Below are 18,624 nucleotides of genomic sequence, written 5' to 3'. Positions count from 1 at the left end.
CGTCTTACCTATCCTGACTGATTTTCGTCTTCTTTGCAAAAAACTGGGATGCTCCCTTCGATACTTTTGGGATTATCATATATATTTTTAGCTGCTTTATAATATAGGTAAACTCTTTGCAAAAGAGCAGGTAAATTATTTATAAGTTCTTTTTGTAAAAATTCTTTAATAACACGATGTAACCCATAATAATGTTCACACTCTTGTTCATCGTAATAAGATTCAACTAAACAATTATCAACTAATCTTGTTATAATTAACTCTGTTTTATCAATCTCTACATCACTCGTCTTATATTTTTTTTCTAGTTCACAAGGCTTTATTAAGCAGTCCTCCTTAATCCAATCATCTGTATATAAGCGTAAAAATGTTAAACCTTTAATATTAATAGGTTCACGTAATATACATATACGTTGTAAAAGTTCCCTTGCCTCCTCACTTTGACGCTCAAATTGAACTTTCAAAAGTTTGGCAGCATTTTTTATTACTAATTCTGGATGTTTGCGGAGATATCCAGGTTTACCTTTAGCAATAGCAGCTAACTGAGTAAGTAAAAATACATGTCCATTCACACTTTGTGCTATCCATTCTAAATCTTCGTCGCTGTCTGTAAGGTGACGTTGCTGCAAAATTTTAATGCCTGATTCAATTGACACACCTCCCAAAGTTTCTAAATGCACTAACTCTGAATCTGGCTGGGAACCTTCATACCGCGAATCTGCCAAATTAGATGGTTTTTCTCTACAGGTTATAATAATTTGAGATTGGTGATTTTTATACGTTAAATCATTTAGCAAGACACCAAATTCTTCACAAGTAGCATATCCAGCTAAAGCATGGCTAGCTGGATGTAACATTATCTCTGGTTCATCAATCAAGATTAAAAACCGCTGCTCTAATAATTTTGCCAATATAATGTTAATTTTGTCTTGAGCATTATTAGCTAATTCTGCTGCTTCGATTTCTAAGGCGTTAAAGAAGAATTGAGCAATTTCATCAAATCTACTTCCTTCTTTTACTCGAAAGAAAATTACACCATCATAAGGACTTTCAGAAGCTAGAGAAGGTGGTTTAAATATCAAACCCACCGATTCTAAAAGTTTAACAGCTAAACTTGTTTTCCCTATTCCTCCTTGTCCCAACAATGCTATAACTTTAGGCAGAATATTTGTATAATTCGGCTGCTCTCCTGGTTGCAGCAATTTAGTTTTTAATTTATCTATTAACTGAGTTCGCCCTTGCCACACAGCTATTTCTGGGATTTCTTCTAACCCTACCACTCGTTTTTCAACGCATTTTTCTTGATTAAAGGTGCTTGTTGACTGAGAAAGCTTTTCAATAGCATTCTTGACAGTCTCATACAGTTCACTCAATTCACTATATTGCCTATCCCCTGGATGGTACTTATCTCCTAAAGTAGCTAACAAAATTGCTAAAACAGACTCACCTCTGTCTGTTAATTTTTCTATTAAATCTGCTATACAAAAGTTAACTAGTTGCTTTGGATTATTGGCCTTTCTGATTTCATATTTAAATGGAAGTAGTTCATCAGTTACGAAAACTGCAATCAGAGTCTCGTAATCCTTAAACTCATCGCATTGCAAGAGAACTTGGCGACATCTATTATTTAGCTCTCTTGGCAATCCTGCACTCATTTCTTTGCAAATAGATAATTCTTTTCAAGTACTGAAACTATTGAGACTAATGTAGCGTATCATTGTAAAGTTTTACCTTAACTGAAGTTCCCAAGCAACCTTTATATCCTTTGTAATCAACACTTTGCACTTTTGCAAAGTGTTGATGTAGCGCAGAATGTTGCAGCTAGATTCTCCATGTACAATTTTATATATTTATCAGGCATTTAAACGGAGATATGGTAGGTATCCCCTCACAACTGCTTAACCGATTACGTCAAACGCTTTTAGAATGCGAACAATTTGAGAGCGATCGCCAACTCCGGTCTGTTTTTAACAGCTACGAACCTCTCAGACCTTGGCGTTCGAGCGTACCCCAGGCAGATAGCCTTACTAGCAGAGTAGATAATGTAATTGGCTTTTTAGTTGACAAACGTCGCAGTAATACCCAAGAGAATGCCCTTGTCCTACTCTTGCGTTCGTTAAGCAGTTTAATAGATCAAGAAGATGAACGCCATCAACAACTGGCAGATTTAGCAGTCGAACTGGAAAATGCCCTTGGAAGTACATCAACTAGAAATGAACCTCAACCAATAAATCAACCAGGAATTAATCCAAGAGGTAATGCAGTACAAACAAATAACCAAGCACCAGAACTTCGCCCGATAAAAAATCGCTGGGCACTTTTGGTAGGTGTCAACAGCTATAACGACCCTAACTTTAGCCGCTTAAATTTCTGCGTAGATGATGTGCTGGCATTAGAAGAGAGACTCAAAGCACTCAACTACACAGTTGTTTGCTTAAACGACAAGCTTGGACACGGTAACTCCCGCTTCCCTACCCGCGACAATGTAGAAGCAGAGTTAATTCAACTTTGTCAAATGGTCGAACCAGATGATCTATTGTTAGTGCATTTTGCTTGTCACGGAAAGCTTTTCAATGGAATGCCTGTACTGATAGTAAATAATACTCGTTCACCAACATTGGAAAAAACTGGACTATCCCTAGAAGAAGTAAAGCGACATATGCGTTCCAGTAAAGCAAAGCGTTTGGTGCTGACGCTGGATGCTTGCCACATGGGAGTAGAAACGGGCAGGGACATTGACGACCCGCAGTTTATTCATAATGCTTATGAGTTAGCTGAGGGTTTTGCTTTAATTGCTGCCAGCACAGCCCAACAAAAAGCGCAAGAGTCACAAGATAAAAAGTTTGGGGTGTTTACTTACTATCTGCTAGAAGCACTCAACGGTAAAGCAGATAGGGGTAGCAAGCGTTTTGTGACTGTGGACGATATTAAGACTTATGTATTAGATAGTCTCAGGCGTTGGAGTGTGCAAAATGGTGGCATTATTCAAGAACCGACTGCTTACACTGAGGGGTTAGGGGACATTATATTAGCGGATTATCGCAATAATCCAGGTTAGGCACAGGTAGCATATAAAACTCTAAAAAATCATAATTTTCTCGAAAAAATACCAATTTGGCTATAATATTGTCCCAGCGACCAGGTATGTAAAAGCTAAATAATCAGGAGGGTTGGCATGAAGCGCAGTCAAAAAACCATGATAGGGTTATTCATGCTAACTCTGGGTTTAGTATTGGTAGTACCATCAGTCCAAGCTGAACCAAAAGTTACCCTGAACCCCTCCAGTTTGACGGTGGTGGGAACGCAATGTCCAGTTTTTTTTAAATGCCCACCTGTTAAACGCCATCTGCTGATTCAGACAAATGAGGCGATCGCTAATTTACAACTAATCACCCTTGATTTAAATCGTGCAGATTCATCTGCTGTTATCTCTGCTAGCACTATCCGTCTTACCTTACCTACCAAATCAGTAGAACCCAAGCAACCTCTAACTATCCCTGTAGAGTTTGACTTTAACAAAATTCGCAGTGGAGAGTATAGCGGTCAACTGCTTGTAGTTTATGACAATGGTGAGTTATCTGCTCCAGTTATAGTGCGACTGAAAGACCACTGGCTTTTTCCTTTACTTGTGCTTTTGCTGGGTGTTGGCCTGGGAATTGGAGTTTCAGCCTATCGCAATGATGCTATGCCTCGTGACGAAATCGTAGTACAAGTTGGTCGCATCCGCACGCAAATGCAAGCTGACTCGGAACTGGCACAAGCATTTCAAAGAAAAATCGCCGGACACTTAATAGAGGTAGAAACGACTTTAGCTGCCAAACGTTGGGATGATGCACGGCAAGCAGTAACCCAAGCACAAGCGGTTTGGGATAAATGGCGAAAAGAAAGAGAAGATTGGGTAGCGCTAGTAAACTATTTGTCTGAGTTATTTGATAGCCTTAAAGCTCTCAATAGTGATGCGTCTTACGTGCAAGCAGTGCATAGCCAGTTGGAAAATGCAAAACGACAAACAGCAGACAAAGAAACTACCCAAAAGTTCCGCGAAGATTTAGATTATTTAAGACAACAAATCACCTGGTACAAACAAGGTCAAGCTAAACTCGAACAGTTCAACATCCTAAGAAATGAATTGACTCAGTTAGTACCACACCAGGATGAGTCCCTCAGACGCAGATCGCAAGGCTTGCAAAACGACCTAGATGAACTTTCCCCAAGCGATAAAGAAGCTGTCAAGGGTTGGCAGCAAAAAGTTAACAATGCAATTGACGAATTAGACAAAGAAATTAAACAACAACCACCTACTGAAACTGGAAGTACTCAAATTACAGCTAGGGATGCCAACTACATTACACCACCTATGCTTCCCAACCCAGTTCCGGAAGTAATTTCTGCACAACCAAGCCCAAAACAAGCTGCACAGAATATATATTGGTTTAACTGGTTGAGTTATGCGATCGCTGTAGGACTTCTGGCAGGAGCTGGTTTTGGACAACTTTATGCTAGTCAACCGATGTTTGGTGCTAATGGCTGGAGTGATTATTTTACCTTGCTAGCTTGGGGCTTTGGAGCAGAGGCTACTCGCGATGCTATTACCAAGGTTGTGCGTGATTGGAAGTTACCGGGGCTTAAGTAAACAATTATCTCAGGAATTATCATCCATCGAATTGCCATGTTGATGTGGCGCAAAATATTGCAGCTAAGTTTTCCATATATAATTTAATGTATTTATCAGGCATTTAGACGGAGATATGGCAGGTATCCCCCCACAACTGCTCAACCGATTGCGTCAAGCACTTTTAGAATGCGAGCAATTTGAGAGCGATCGCGATCTCAGGGCAATTTTCACCTATGAGCCGCTCCGTCCTTGGCATTCTAGCTTACCCCAAGCCCAGAGCCGAACTAGCAGGGTAGATAATTTAATTGCCTTCCTGGTTAACAAGCATCGCAGCGATACCAAAGAAAATGCCCTTGTGCTGTTTGTAAGACTATTAAGCGAGCTCCTAGATGAGGTGGATGAACGTCATCAGCAGTTGGCAGATTTAGCTTTGGAGCTTGAAAGAGCCATTATCAGTAGCACTGCGACAAAAATAGCATCCCAAAATCCTCGTCAACCCCATCAAGAACCTACAATTTTAACCATGAATCTTCAACAAAAACAGCGGTTGGAGCAGAGACAAGAGTCACTTCAGGCTGAGTGGAATCTTAGAAGTGAGAAATTGCAGCAACTTCGACAAGCATTGGTGATTGAGTCAGGGACAGCTATCAAGTTTCAGTTGGAAAAACAGATTCAAGAAGAAGAGAAACAACTCAAGCAGTTGGAAGATGAGCTAAATTCTCTTGAGCAAGCCCTGCATCCCGTAAATGAATCCCTCCCAAAGACAGAGGATATCGACCCTCCTCCAGCAAATCGGCGGATTCAGTCAAATTCTCCCAACTTCTTCGCTTATGATGATGCTTGGGTTGGTCGTGATAGCCTGATTCGAGAATTGAGCGAGCGCATTCGTCGTCACTGCCGACTGCTAATTTTGGTTGGTATTACAGGAATTGGTAAAACGGCTCTCGGTGAACGACTGGCGGTAGAAGTTGCTGACTGGTTTGAAAATGACTGGTCACATTATCACCAAGAAAACTTTGATGACGAACAGCAAACTTCCGATTTTGCCAGTGTTGCTGCTCGTTGGCTGGAAAAATGGGGAGAATTGATTACCCCCGATGATCGCAAAGATCCACAACGGCTTCTGAATCGGCTCATTACATATCTGCGTGAGAATCGCTACCTCGTGCAAATGGACTCCCTAGAAAACATCTTACAGGGCAATGAAGATGAAGGATGGAGCAACTTTAAAGATGAATGGTGGCTGAAATTCTTTGATAGCTACCTGAAAGCAGAATCCTGTGAAAGCCGTTTTATCTTGACTTCTCAAGATTTACCTGGACAAATTGAAGAAGTGGGTACGCGATCACAAAATTTTTGGTACTGTCAAACCTTAAGTGGTCTGGAGAAATCTGAACAAATTGCTTTATTTGAAAAAACTGAGCTAGACGTAAGCCCTAACTCCACCAGTAGAACGTATTTGGAACGGGTTGGTAGTGCATACGAGGGACATCCTTTGGCACTAAAGGTCATAGCAGGAGAAATCAAAAACAAACCCTTTAATGGAAATGTGTCGGCGTACTGGAACAGATATGGCAATGAAGTGGAGGAGGTGGAGAAGGCGATCGCTGAAGCTCAAGCTGGACAGACACTAGGAATAAATGACCAATGGAAGTTAGACCGCTTTACTCGTACCCTAAAACGCAATGTCAGAAAGCGTTTGGAACAGACTTTTCAACGACTGAAGCGGGATGCTAAATATGCTTATGTTTTGCTGTGTGAGGCATCAGTTTATCGATGTGCCGTGCCAGAGGATTGGTGGCTGAGCCATCTCGATTATTGGGATCAGACCAAAGATAAGCAATTGGCTTCACTTGATACACTACGCGATCGTTTTTTAATTGAGGAAGTAGTTGATGATGCTCAATGTCTTGTCCGTCAACATAATCTCATTCGCAGTATTTCACTTGAACATTTGAAACTACTTGATAACGATGAGTAATCCCATTCCTCTATATGGGAGTAACCTTCAAAGCCTATTATGATCTCAAATTCAATTCTACCAGATAGTAAATTTATTCTCTCAGAGCTAGGAATAGAAGCATCAAGTGTTAGATTCATCAAACATTCACTAAAACGCACTCACTACCAAGCGGCAATTAACTGGCTCAGTCGGTACATACCTAAATCAACCGAGAATAAGCTGGAACAAATTCGTGGTTTTCTAGAAGCTTTCCATCATTTCTGCTCTGTAGATGCATTGCAGCCTGCTAGCAGAATTCTCACTATCCGGCTTAATACAGTAACTCATGATGAATTTGGTAACCAGCTCTATACTTGGGGGTATTGTCAGGAGCAAATTAAGCTCTACGAAGCATTACTAGGAAAACTCGATGCTACATGTGACTCAATCTTCCTCAATAACTTGGGGTTAGCCTATCGTTCTCTTGGAGATTACACCAAAGCGGCAAACTACTATTCTCAAAGTGTTACGATTGCAAAGGCTCTTCATGATTTAGAAGGAGAAGGCATAGCACTTTGTAACTTGGGTCATATTCATATTTTGCAAGGACAGTGTGAATTAGCAATCGCCTGTTTTCAGGATGCCCTGCAAATCGCCTATCAATCTAAAGATATCCCATTACTAGGAGATACCATTGGCAATTTAGGGTTGGTGTTCCAGACACTTGGAGAATATGCAAAAGCCATTGAGTGCCATCAGCAATATTTAGCAATTGCCCAGCGAATAGATGATCCAACGAGAGAACACAGGGCGCTCAACGGTTTGGGTATTGCCTATCAAAGATTGGAGAATTATACACAGGCAGTAGCAGCTTATCAGCAATCATTGGCGATTTCCCAAAAAATTGGCGATCGTTTCGACGAGGGTACTGTTCTCGGCAATTTAGGAGCTGCATTTTTGGAATTAGGAGACTACCAGGAGGCGATCAATTACTTCCAACAACATCAAGTGCTTGCAGAGGAAATTAGCGATCGTGCTGGTATAGCTCGTGCTGCCGGAAATCTATCAATTACATATGAAAGATTAGGAAACTACATTCAGGCAAGGGATTTTGCACAGAAGCATTGTCAGATTGCAACAGAGATAGGCGATCGCTCAGGAGAAGCAAAAGCACTTCATGAATTAGGACTTGCATTAATCAAACTGGAGCAGTTCACAGATGCTAAGGAGCAGTTACAAGGCGCTACATCACTATTGAGTTACATTGGCAATGCTGACGAACAAGCAGAAGTCCTTAAAGACTTGGCATATTTACATTATCAGCTTGGTGATTACGAGGCAGCACTAACTTGTTGCCAGAGAGCGCTAGCAATCTCAAAACAGTCGGGTGGAGAACTTTGGGATGCCTGCCATCAACTTATAGAGCAATTACAGTCAGAAAATGAGAACTCGATCGCATGAGAGAAATTTTGCCACTGGCACAAGAGATCCTGGCAGCGATTCAGATCGATCCCAAGTCTATTCGATCGATTAGCCCTCCTTCAAAGCGAAGTGCATATCAAGCTATCATCAATTGGCTCATCCGATATCATCCATCACTCGATAGCCCCAACCTGAAGAAAATTAATGGATTGCTAGAAGTCTTTCATCATCTTTGCGAGGTAGGAGCTTGGGATAAAGCTAGCCAGCTGCTTCGCATAAGGCTAAATACTCCAACTCAAGAGGAACTTGACAACCAACTACACACTTGGGGATACTACACCAAGCAAATTCAACTCTATCAAAAGCTTCTCGGTCAACTCAACAAAGAATGGGATGCGATTATTTTCAATGGATTAGGGATTGCATCCGATAGCCTTGGAAAACATCAGCAAGCCCTTGCTTATCACCAACAACAGTTAGAGATTGCCCTCCAGCTTGAGTCACAGGCAATTAAAGCCAGAGCACTTGGAGGTTTGGGTGTGACATATCACTGCCTTGGACAGTATCCAACGGCAATCAGTTTCTACACAGAGCAGCTTCATCTGGCACGATCTCTTGGTAATCTTGACATGCTGATAAATGCTGTTGGGGGATTGGGGCTGTGCCAATATCAACTTGGAGACTACACAGAAGCGCTGAACTACTTTCAGCTTCAGCGAGAACTAAATCAAGAACGAGGAGACCCTGTTTCAGAAGCAAGGTTGCAGAACAATCTAGGAAATATCTACTTAGCTCAAGGCAAGCTACATGAGGCACTTGAGGCATATCAAGTATGGCTAGAAACTGCTTGTAAGATTGGCGATCGTGCAGCCGAGGGTCGAGCTTGTGGAAATTTGGGTAATGTGTATCAAACTCAGGGCAATTTCTCTCAGGCAGTGGAATACTACTTAAAAGACCTCGCTATTGCTCGTGATATTGGCGACCGCAGAGGTGAAGCTCATGCTTTAGGGAATATCGCTACTGCTTATGCTTCACTCAAAAACTTTCCAAAAGCAACGGAATATGGGCAACAACATCTCAAGCTGACGCGAGAGCTAGGAGACCGAACTCACGAACAAAAAGCACTAACTCATCTGGGCAATATTCATGCACTCAGTAACATGTATCTGTTTGCAATCGAATGCTATCATGATGCCCTTACCATTGCGGATGAACAAGGGGATGACAAAACCAGGGCTGACCTTTACGATAAGTTGGGCTATCTTTACTTACAACAACGCCATGAGTTCAAAGCCATTGCCCACTACATGAAAGCTCTTGAGAGCGCAAAAGCTATTCAGGACTTGCCACTTCAGGGCAAGGCTTTGAATAATTTGGGAAGTATCTACCTCACTCTGGAACAACATTTGACCGCAATTGACTACTTCCGTCAAGCACTGAAAATTAGACAGCAAATTAATGATCAAGAGGGACAAACCAAACTTTTGTTTCTTCTTGGGAAAATATTTAAGGAACAAAACCAACTACAAGAGGCGATTACAGCCTTTCAATCGCTTATGCAGTTGTTTAAGGACATGGGGAAACATGACTTAGTTCAACAGTGCGATGCAGTCATTCACAATATTATTCAATAAAAGTGTTTTGTACTGACTTAAATCAGCCCAAACAAATATATGAGTGATTTTGCTGAAAATAATCAACAGATACCAAGAGATGATAGTCAAGAGATTGAGTCTCTACAACGTGATTTACCTCTGACAAAAGAAATACAAGACACCGAAAGAGAAATACGCAGAATAATAAAACTTGGCAGTAATTATTATTCTGCCAACAATTACGAGCAAGCATTGAAGTGCTACCAAGAGAGTTTCAGTAAAGCTAAGGAAATAGGAAACCGTCAGTTAGAAGCTTTAAGTCTACTCAGCCTTGGGTGGGTATATCAAAGACTAGAAACCGAAAGTGGCAAATTTGAGCAAATGCTGAAGTGTCACCATCAGTGTTTAGCTATTGCTGAAGAAATTTCAGACTCTTGGTTGCTTGCGTCGGTACAGGTTAGTTTAGGGCGGACTTACCATATTTTGGGAGACTACCAAAAAGCCATTTCTTACTCTCAACAGAGTTTAGCAATTTCGCAGCAACTTCATGCTCCTTCCTTGGAAGAAGGAGCCTGTGAAACTTTGAAAATGGCTGCTGAGGCTTTGGAAAAACAACAGCCAACGGTAGAATATCAAGATGTTATACCTTCTGGGGAGCTAGTTTTATCGCAAATAGGACTCGATGCAACTTCTCTGAAACTTCGCAAAATTTCGCCCCAGCTACGCGCACAATATCAAGCTGTTATCAACTGGCTAACAAAATACAAACCAGTTCAAGATGCTTCTAATCTAGAAAAAATACGAGGTTACCTGGAAGCTTGCTACCATCTTTTTCAACTGCAAGCTTGGGAAGATGCAATCGCAGTTTTTTCAACTCGTTTAAACCCAACAGTTAATCAAGAGTTACATGCTAAACTTGGCACTTGGGGTTATTACCGAGAGCAAATTGAACTTTATAGCCAACTTTTAGGTAAATTAGATCCAAGAATGGAAGCAATTACCCAGAATAATTTGGGTGGTGCCCATTTTTCTATAGGTCGTTATGACCTAGCAATTGAGTATCATCAAAAAAGTTTAGTTATTACGAGAGAATTGAGCAATCAAGCTCTTGAAGCAGATGCTTTAAGAGGTTTGGGCTTGGCTTATGGGGCAAAAGGGGACTTTGATACAGGAATTTCTTACCATAAACAACACCTAGCTATCATGGAAGAACTTGGCGAATGTGCAGGTATTGCATTGGCGCTAAGTAGTTTGGGGGATTGCTACAATTCTCAGGGACAGTATCAAAAAGCTATTGAATTCTGTTTACAAAGCGCCAAAATTGCGCGGGAAGTCGGTGAGCAAACTGTGGAAGGAGCAGCTTTAGGAAATTTGGGTAATGCTTACCTTTATTTAGGAGAATATCAAAAAGCTATTGAATACTATCAACAAGATTTAGATATTGCTAGAGAACTTGATAATCGTATTGCAGAAGCAACTACTTTAGGTAACTTGGGAAACGTTCACTTGTCTACAGGGGAGTATAATCAAGCTATTGATTTTTGCAATCAACACTTAAATATTGCGCGAGAAATTGGCGATCGCCAAGGGGAACTAATGGCTTTGGGAAACCTTGGCAATGCCTACAGTTTTCTTGCGGATTATCAGCAAGCAATTAAGTTTAGCCAACAAAGTTTGAGCATCGCAATGGAAATAGGCGATCGTACTAGAGTTGGGTGGACGCTTGCTCTTCTGTGCATGACTTATCTTGCCTTGCATGATTACAATCAAGCAATTGAGTTGTGCCAGCAAAGTTTAGCAGTTGCGAAAGAAATTGGCGACCGTTCTGGGGAGGGGACAGCGTTAATTTATCTCAGTATAGCTTATTACTCTTTAGGAGAGTACCAGGAAGCTATTAATTGTTCTCAACAAAGTTTGGTAATTGCTAAAGAAATAGGCAATCGCACTACGCAAGCAGCAGCACTAGGTAGTTTGGGTGTTAGTTACTATTTTTTAGGGGACTTTACACAGGCGATTGACTATCAAATGCAAAGCTTAGGCATCGCAAAGCAAATTGGAGAACGCGCTATTCAAGGTAAAGTCCTAGACAACATGGGCTTGGTTTACCATGCTCTGGCAGAATACGACAAAGCCATTGAGTGCTTTGGGCAAAGCTTAACCATTGCAAGAGTTATAGGCGATTGGGCAACAGAAGGGATAGTGTTAGGAAATTTGGGTAAAACTTACTATACTGTCAATGCATACTCGCAAGCAACAGAGTGCTATCAACAAAGCTTGATAGTTGCACAAAAACTAGGACATTTGCAAAAAGAAAGGGCTTTACTTGGAGGATTGGGTGCTGCATATGATTGTTTAGGAGACTATGACAATGCCATCAAGTTTTATCACCAAAGCTTAGTTGTTGCACAGAAAATTGGCGATTATCAAAAACAGGCAGTTACCCTCAGACTTTTGGGTCTTGTACATGATTCTATCGGTGAATACAGCCAAGCTATTAGCTTCTTCGAGCAGTGTTTGGCTATTGCACGGAAAATTAATGATTTCGAGGAAATGGGAAGAGCAACAGGTAATATCGGCTCAACTTACTATTCTTCAAAAGACTATCAAAAGGCTATCGAATATCACAAACAACATCTAAATATAGCACTAGAGACAGCCGATCGCGTAGCAGAAGCAGCCGCATTATCTAATTTAGCAAATTCTCTATCAGAGCTTGAACACTATCCAGAAGCTTTGGAAAATTTGCATATAGCCTTGGAGATTTCTAGAGAAATTGGTGAGCCTTACAATGAGGCTGTAATTCTTTATAACTTGGCGGAACTTTATTATGAAATGGAAAACTTGGATTTGGCACTAGAGAATTGCGAACAGGCATTTGTAATTGCAAATGCATTAGGTATTTCACTGCTTCAAGACTGCCAGGAATTGAAAGCTAAACTGAGAATATAGAAAAAGTAACAGCTGATTACCCCTCTTCTGTCACTTTCCGAGTATTCTAACCCTCTTCTGTCACTCTCCGGGAGGGCGATCGCTAGAAGCCTGATGAGGCAATCAATACAAGCTATACTATTAGAAAAAAATGGGTCTTGTATTTGTTATTAGAAAAGAATCGCGCGTAGGCGTAGCCCGTCGTAGACATCGCTTGCTATACAAAAGCTCTAGAATCCAGAAATGGCAAATCTTTTCGGAGAGTGACAGAAGAGGGGTAATTTAGAAAATAGCTTATAAGTAAGGATATCAAGCACAATCAATTTCAAAAACCCTCAGTATTTTCTGCTCCGACACCACCAAAGCCTTCTCCAAAAAACCAATCGCTGTCGCTCGCTGTTGGAATTACCTTCGTCTGGAGATTCAAAGAAGGTATCAGCTGTTCAATTTGGCTTTCAAGTCTAGAATTGCCAACGCCAAACAAGCAAGTTGCTAGTTGCTCCCTTGAGATACCCAAGAGCAAATGATTTAACCGCTCCTAAAGGGTATACACTAAACCACCCGCCCCTACTTCGTTATCGGGTGGCGACTGCCGCAAGTTGTTTAGACGTTGCCAGTCAACTGCAACAACTTTAGACATCAATTAAAAATATAATCTTTAAGCGCGAGCTTCTTCCCACCAGAAGAATAATTGAGAATGTATCGCTAAGATGCAGAAACCACCCATGCCGAAAAACTGGATTATTAAAGTAGACAACTATTTCCATGCAAACCCCAATTGCATCATCGCCACCGCCCATGTGGACGGCTTCCCGACAGACCTACCCCTAGAACCCAACATCCGAGAACCTAACCGCAAAAGTGCGACATACCGACAAATCTTTGACTCTGTGACGACTCAACCAGAAAAATTCTTCTCTCGTCACAGTGGAATCGTTCTGTCAGCCAATAAAGTTAAGCCCAGCAAAAACAAAACCGAACTGGAGCTAGAGTCTTAGAAGCTAGCGAGGGGGGTAGCGATGGCATTATCAACGGAGGTCACACAGTTTTAGCTTTTGAAAGTGCTAAAAATTACAAATATGACCTCAGCCTTGCCAGAGTCAAAGTTACCATCCACATTGGCCTCCAGGAAGAGGAGGCTAAAGATATAGCCCTCGCCTCAAATACCACATCGCCAGTAGATTCTCGCTCCAAAGTCAACGCCAGGGGAGATTACAAATTTATCAAGCAGTATTTAGCCCAGTTAGAAAGAGCAGAAGATAGAAAATTTAGAATAGCCTATTACCAAAACCAAAGCGGCGCTCCTAGAAATGCCCAGTGTAATGTTAACCACTTGTTCAAGCTGATCAACTGCCTCGACAGAAATAGATACAATCCCGACGGCAATAAACGAAGCAAGCACCCTACAGGTACGAACACCCCAAGCCAAATCACAGACACTGAGAGAGAAAGATTAACTCTTCTATTGCCTCTACTTCCCAAAGCTCTGTGGATAGAGCAAAGACTGTACGAAATCATCCAAGAACATATCAGCAACCCCAGAAGAAAGGGTGTCAACGATTTAGCATCAATTGATACACGCAAAACTACCCTTCTCCCCGACAGCAAGTACTCGTTTGGGTTTGGTGCGCCAACTGACCTGGCACTACCCATAATTGCATCCTATCGGGTATTCCTAGACCAAGACTATAACTGGATTATTCCTTTTGAGGAATTCGCCGAAAACTTTCTCCAACACCTGTGGGGTAACTATTACCGTAAATACTTGATATCGGAGAAAACAGCAGGAAATACAGTGGGGACTAAAATTTGTCGCAATCAAGAAATTTGGGAAAGTCTGTACATTTCGGCCCAAAGTTATTTAAACCAGCATTTGGTGAAAATTGTCAATTCCGCCAAGCGTGAAGAATTAACGCTCACACAAGGCTAAAATCTCCACTAAATAATTACAGCAAATTTCAAGTCAGGTGAACTACATGTCCTTTGAATCATAATATGAGAAAAATTTTGATCCATAAATTAGAAAAGAGTTAACAAAAATTCAGGCTTTCGCGCTAATCACAAATTAAAACTTTGAATCAAATAATGAGTGAGAGTTGAAATTCTGAATCATAACTAAAAAATGAGTTGAAAAAACACAATTGGAGAAAACTTGCACAAAAAATCCCTGACAAAATTGTTCTAACTTAAACTTTCAATTTAAAATATGCTTCAAATACCCACGTTATGGTTCAAAACTTGTGTTTTAGTAGATATCTGAGTAAAAATCAAATATTTTATTGTCCAAGCGATCGCCCAACAACAGAGCGATCGCCTACTCAAATCGTAGCTGAATAATAATGATAATCAAGCCGAAGGATTGATACAAACGTCCGTTTTATCAGTCTTTTTATCCTTTACACGATAATCATTATTAGTAAATAAACTCGAATATTAAAAGTGAACTATAAACTGGATACTCATTTCTGAAGCATATCATGAGTTAAAATCTCATTTTTTGTTTCAAATCACACTACACCAAGTGTTCTGCTGCGGGGACACCCGGTACTTGAAAGCATGGAAGAAAGGCGCAGGCGAATTTATTCTCTACGAGACGCTGCGCGTTAAGCGTAGCTATGCCGCAGGCTTTACGCCGTCCCCATTCTTCAATTCCCATGCTTAAGTTAACGGTAGTTCAGCACCGGAGTCTTCCCCAAAAAGCCAACCGCCATCACTGTTTGAATTTACCTCGCCATCCACTTGAAGATTTAAGGAAGGCACCAACTGTTCAATTTGGCTTTCAAGTCGGGAGAGCGCCAGCGCCAAAGAAGCAAGTTGTTCCCTATCCTTCTTAATTTCATTTGAAATTCCCACCCGCAATTGATTTACCCTTTCCTGGAGGGTATGCACTTCCGTTTTGGTCGCAGAGGGAATACTCACTTTCTCTGACAAGGCGGCGATTTGAGCTTTCAAAGCTTCAATTTCGGCAGCAGTTGCACTATCTGCATCATCCGGACTCTCTTCTACAAGTGCGTTTCTAATACAATCCAGCACAAACTCTTTAAAAGTTAAGCGCAAATCCTCAGCACGCTGCTTGGCCTGCTTCACCAACTCCCGGTCTTCTTCTGACAGAAGTTTTATATTTATCTGCGGATATTCCACCAGTCCCTCGCGCTTTTGTTGTGGAGAAGTGAGAAGAGTAGGGGAAGTGGGGGAAGTAGCGGGAGTAGGGGGAGTAGGGGGAGTAGGGGGAGTAGTGGAAGGAAATGCTCTTTTTCCCCCAGCTTCAAAAGCGATGGAATAGTTATTTACTTGCAAGTCTCTTAGTGCTTCATCAACCAAGATTCCGAATGATTAATCATATTGACTAATCCACTCAAAATCTGGTTATAGGTTCCGTAGAGTTCTCGACCAATCTCAACATCCAAGTAACCACATTTAACACTAAACTCTATCCAGGTTTGAGTTTCGGCTGCTTCTGCTTGTCTACGACACGCTCCGCGAACACAGTCATTCAATTTTGCGACGAAAGCTGCCTCATATCGACGCTTCCTCCATGCCTCAGCTAAATTCGCACACACAGAGCGAGATGAGCGACGAATTTGATCGGTAAGCGAATACCTTTCCTCCACAGGAAACTTTTTCGATAATTCAAAAATTTGCATCGCCATATCAAGTGCCATCTTATAAATTTCTAAATCTTGATGCTTTCTAACCAGTTCTTTAACCATTTGCCTTGAGTTGTAATATTTACTCACTCCCCCTACCTCCCCATCTCCCCCGACTTCCCCCACTCTTCTCACTACCATCATCGCATACGGGATATCCGCGTATATACGATATAGATGATTTTATATGGGCAATTGGATCGTGTCTGGGAAACAACTATCATAAAGATACCGGGAATTACAGTTCTCGGCATCATAATTATCAGTGGGGGTTGGGGATTTATCTTATGGAAAATTTACCTGTATTAAGCGTGGAATCACTTGCTGTCGAGGTGGTGACTCTGCCGCTTGATGAAGCCCGGGTTGCGCTTGTAGATTATTATTTTCCCAACCGCCAGAGAATTAATTCGACGGAGCAGCTAATTGAGCTATGGGTGCATTCTGTCACTATTAAAAGCGACCAAACGCGACGGGCATATCGGCAAATTGGTTATGAGCTTGCTGATTATATGCAGTCGCGGTTTGGGATATCTGATTTTAGGATGGTAACGTTATTCCATCTACACGCTTATCTTGCTTGGCTAAAGGATGAAAAGCCAGTACGGGGACAGAAAAATACTTATGGAATTAGTAAAAATACGGCAGCTAAATACACTGCGGCGATTAAAAGTTTGTGGGAGTGGGGTACTAGAGCTTCTATTGGTTATTTTGCTATCGACTTGGGCAAGGACTTAAGTATCCAATGGGACGATAAGCTCGCAGAGCGCATTCTGTCGGAACGCGAGATTGCTAAGTTGGAAAAAGCGGCGATTGAAGTAGATTTGCAACACAACACTAATAAGATGCATTGGCTGCTGTTGACTCTCGTCTTTTACAGTGGGGTGAGGGCGGGAGAAATTGCGCGGCAAACTTCTGATTATGGTAAGCGCATAGTTACACCGGGGTTATTTTGGCGGCAGTTTCGGGAGGATGGAGATTGTCTGTTATTAACTGTGACGGGGAAACGAAATAAAACCAGAACTATTAGTCTCGATCCGGAAACTAGTGCGGTGCTACTGGATTACCGTGGCGATGCCAGCAATGATCAGCCGGTGTTTCCTAGTCCCAGTCGTCGAGACAGAGGTAAACCTCTAAGCGATCGCGGATTGCGGTTGATGATGGCGGAAATTTCTGCTAGTGCAGGAATAAAGTTCAGCGCCCATTTTCTGCGCCATACTCATGCGACGCTGGCTAAGAAAAATGGAGCTTCTGATTTTGACTTGCAGGCAGATTTGGGCCATGCTTCTCCTGCGACAACTGCAAAGTACATTCATCATATCGGGCGTGTTGGAACTTCTCACGCACTGCGTAAGAAAAGCAAACATCGGTAAAAAAGCAATCGCCACCGGTTCATGGCGGGTACGCCATCGCGCTCATGCGCTCCAAAATGATAGTGTCAAGGTAGTTATCAAGATGGATGACGCGCTCACTCAGCCGCGTCCAGTCCCGGTTAACCTAGATAGTACCTAGACATGAGCCAAACAGGGAAAAACAAGAAACTGGCATCTTTTAACTGCGACCAAAAGATGTGGGAGCAGTTTATCGCCCGTTGTAAGTCGAAAGGGACGACGGCAACAGCCACGCTCACCCAATTTATCGAACTCTACCTAGATGATATAGATAACCTTGATGCAATTGGTGGCGATAATTTAGATAAACGCTTGGACTCTAAGATTAAGGCAAGTGTTGAGGAGTACTTAGTTACTAGTAACAATAGTAACGGCAGTCCTACGAATGAAACGATATTAGCTATTTGCTCACGACTTGATAAGCTGGAGTCACAGTTGTCAGGCGAATCTAATAGTAACGAAACCGAAGCAATCCATAATCTCGCCGATTTATCAGAAAAAATTGAGGGGATAACAGCCCGAATGACACAGTTTACCGAGGCGATTATTAAAATTCAAAATCATCTCAACAATCAACAAAAGCGGGGCAATAAATCGTACAACAACAATTCATCATTCAAAGTGCATACTCCCCGAATGCAACCATTAACCGAAGAAGGTTTAGCTTCAAGACTTGGTGTAAGTCAAGAAACTGTACGCGAACAGCGAATTAAGCTGCACCCACCGCTTTTTGTGGCATGGTGCAAGGGCAAGGATAAATCGGGTATGGGGTGGGAATTTAACGAAAATACGGGATTATATCATCCGGCAAGTTAGTATTTTTATTATTTTCAATAATTTCTGAATTTACACTGATTCGCTCGCCGAATAGAGCGATCGCAGATAAGAAAAGGAGCGCAATCATTATTTTGGCAGCAAGGTAAAATATATTGGAAACGCTCTTTTATCCGAAATGACGCCAACCATAAATAAATTTATGCGACTCCAATTCGTTCTATCAATTGCTACGTAAATTATTTTCTCATCCATAGTTAAAGTATTCTGATTATTCTGTAACTGAAAACTAAAATTTTAATCATGTAGGGTA

General features: G+C 41.6%; 12 protein-coding genes and 2 pseudogenes. 9 read left to right on the top strand and 5 right to left on the bottom strand.

What is annotated here, in order from left to right:
* Positions 1 to 8: 8 nt before the first annotated feature.
* Positions 9 to 1,655, bottom strand: a complete 1,647-nt coding sequence (locus tag FBB35_RS19705; RefSeq protein WP_174711033.1) for an NB-ARC domain-containing protein — start codon at positions 1,653 to 1,655, stop codon at positions 9 to 11.
* 218 nt (positions 1,656 to 1,873) lie between these two features.
* Here FBB35_RS19705 and FBB35_RS19700 point away from each other — a divergent pair, with 218 nt between their 5' ends.
* The 6 genes from FBB35_RS19700 (at position 1,874) to FBB35_RS19675 (ending at position 12,523) form a co-directional block, all read left to right on the top strand.
* The gene (locus FBB35_RS19700) at positions 1,874 to 3,058 is read left to right on the top strand and encodes a caspase family protein (protein ID WP_174711032.1); all 1,185 of its coding nucleotides are present in this window, start codon (positions 1,874 to 1,876) and stop codon (positions 3,056 to 3,058) included.
* 117 nt (positions 3,059 to 3,175) lie between these two features.
* The gene (locus tag FBB35_RS19695; protein WP_174711031.1) at positions 3,176 to 4,633 is read left to right on the top strand and encodes a hypothetical protein; all 1,458 of its coding nucleotides are present in this window, start codon (positions 3,176 to 3,178) and stop codon (positions 4,631 to 4,633) included.
* Between the two features lie 115 nt (positions 4,634 to 4,748).
* Positions 4,749 to 6,596 (top strand): hypothetical protein, encoded by a 1,848-nt coding sequence (locus FBB35_RS33935; RefSeq protein WP_217481660.1) that lies wholly within the window; start codon positions 4,749 to 4,751, stop codon positions 6,594 to 6,596.
* Between the two features lie 39 nt (positions 6,597 to 6,635).
* Positions 6,636 to 8,018, top strand: a complete 1,383-nt coding sequence (locus FBB35_RS19685; RefSeq protein WP_174711030.1) for a tetratricopeptide repeat protein — start codon at positions 6,636 to 6,638, stop codon at positions 8,016 to 8,018.
* Entirely contained in the window at positions 8,015 to 9,613 is a 1,599-nt protein-coding gene (locus FBB35_RS19680; RefSeq protein ID WP_174711029.1) for a tetratricopeptide repeat protein, read from the top strand. Before FBB35_RS19685 ends, FBB35_RS19680 begins: the two co-directional genes overlap by 4 nt.
* A gap of 39 nt (positions 9,614 to 9,652) precedes the next feature.
* The gene (locus FBB35_RS19675) at positions 9,653 to 12,523 is read left to right on the top strand and encodes a tetratricopeptide repeat protein (RefSeq protein ID WP_174711028.1); all 2,871 of its coding nucleotides are present in this window, start codon (positions 9,653 to 9,655) and stop codon (positions 12,521 to 12,523) included.
* A gap of 304 nt (positions 12,524 to 12,827) precedes the next feature.
* On the opposite strand, the gene FBB35_RS19670 is transcribed toward FBB35_RS19675, so the two are convergent.
* The gene (locus FBB35_RS19670; protein WP_174711027.1) at positions 12,828 to 13,019 is read right to left on the bottom strand and encodes a hypothetical protein; all 192 of its coding nucleotides are present in this window, start codon (positions 13,017 to 13,019) and stop codon (positions 12,828 to 12,830) included.
* A gap of 208 nt (positions 13,020 to 13,227) precedes the next feature.
* Here FBB35_RS19670 and FBB35_RS19665 point away from each other — a divergent pair.
* A pseudogene (locus tag FBB35_RS19665) lies at positions 13,228 to 14,432 on the top strand (AIPR family protein).
* A gap of 728 nt (positions 14,433 to 15,160) precedes the next feature.
* On the opposite strand, the gene FBB35_RS19660 reads toward FBB35_RS19665, so the two are convergent.
* Together FBB35_RS19660 and FBB35_RS19655 are read right to left on the bottom strand one after the other, a co-directional pair.
* The gene (locus FBB35_RS19660) at positions 15,161 to 15,823 is read right to left on the bottom strand and encodes a hypothetical protein (protein ID WP_254625629.1); all 663 of its coding nucleotides are present in this window, start codon (positions 15,821 to 15,823) and stop codon (positions 15,161 to 15,163) included.
* Entirely contained in the window at positions 15,805 to 16,212 is a 408-nt protein-coding gene (locus FBB35_RS19655) for a four helix bundle protein (RefSeq protein ID WP_174711026.1), read from the bottom strand. The genes FBB35_RS19660 and FBB35_RS19655 overlap by 19 nt, the downstream gene beginning before the upstream one ends.
* 224 nt (positions 16,213 to 16,436) lie before the next feature.
* On the opposite strand from FBB35_RS19655, the gene FBB35_RS19650 reads away from it, so the two are divergent.
* Both FBB35_RS19650 and FBB35_RS19645 read left to right on the top strand, forming a co-directional pair.
* Positions 16,437 to 17,519 (top strand): site-specific integrase, encoded by a 1,083-nt coding sequence (locus FBB35_RS19650; RefSeq protein ID WP_174711025.1) that lies wholly within the window; start codon positions 16,437 to 16,439, stop codon positions 17,517 to 17,519.
* A gap of 141 nt (positions 17,520 to 17,660) precedes the next feature.
* Positions 17,661 to 18,353 carry a hypothetical protein gene (locus FBB35_RS19645; RefSeq protein WP_174711024.1) on the top strand — a complete coding sequence of 231 codons (693 nt, stop codon included), beginning with the start codon at positions 17,661 to 17,663 and terminating at the stop codon, positions 18,351 to 18,353.
* 90 nt (positions 18,354 to 18,443) lie between these two features.
* Here the strand turns inward: FBB35_RS19645 and FBB35_RS34870 are convergent.
* A pseudogene (locus tag FBB35_RS34870) lies at positions 18,444 to 18,563 on the bottom strand (IS4 family transposase); the annotation flags it as partial.
* Between the last annotated feature and the right edge of the window lie 61 nt (positions 18,564 to 18,624).

Origin of the sequence: Nostoc sp. TCL240-02 (genome assembly GCF_013343235.1) — a bacterium.
Classification (GTDB): Bacteria; Cyanobacteriota; Cyanobacteriia; order Cyanobacteriales; family Nostocaceae; genus Nostoc.
Note: the sequence above shows the minus strand (reverse complement) of the source record. Positions and strands in the feature narration are given on the sequence as shown.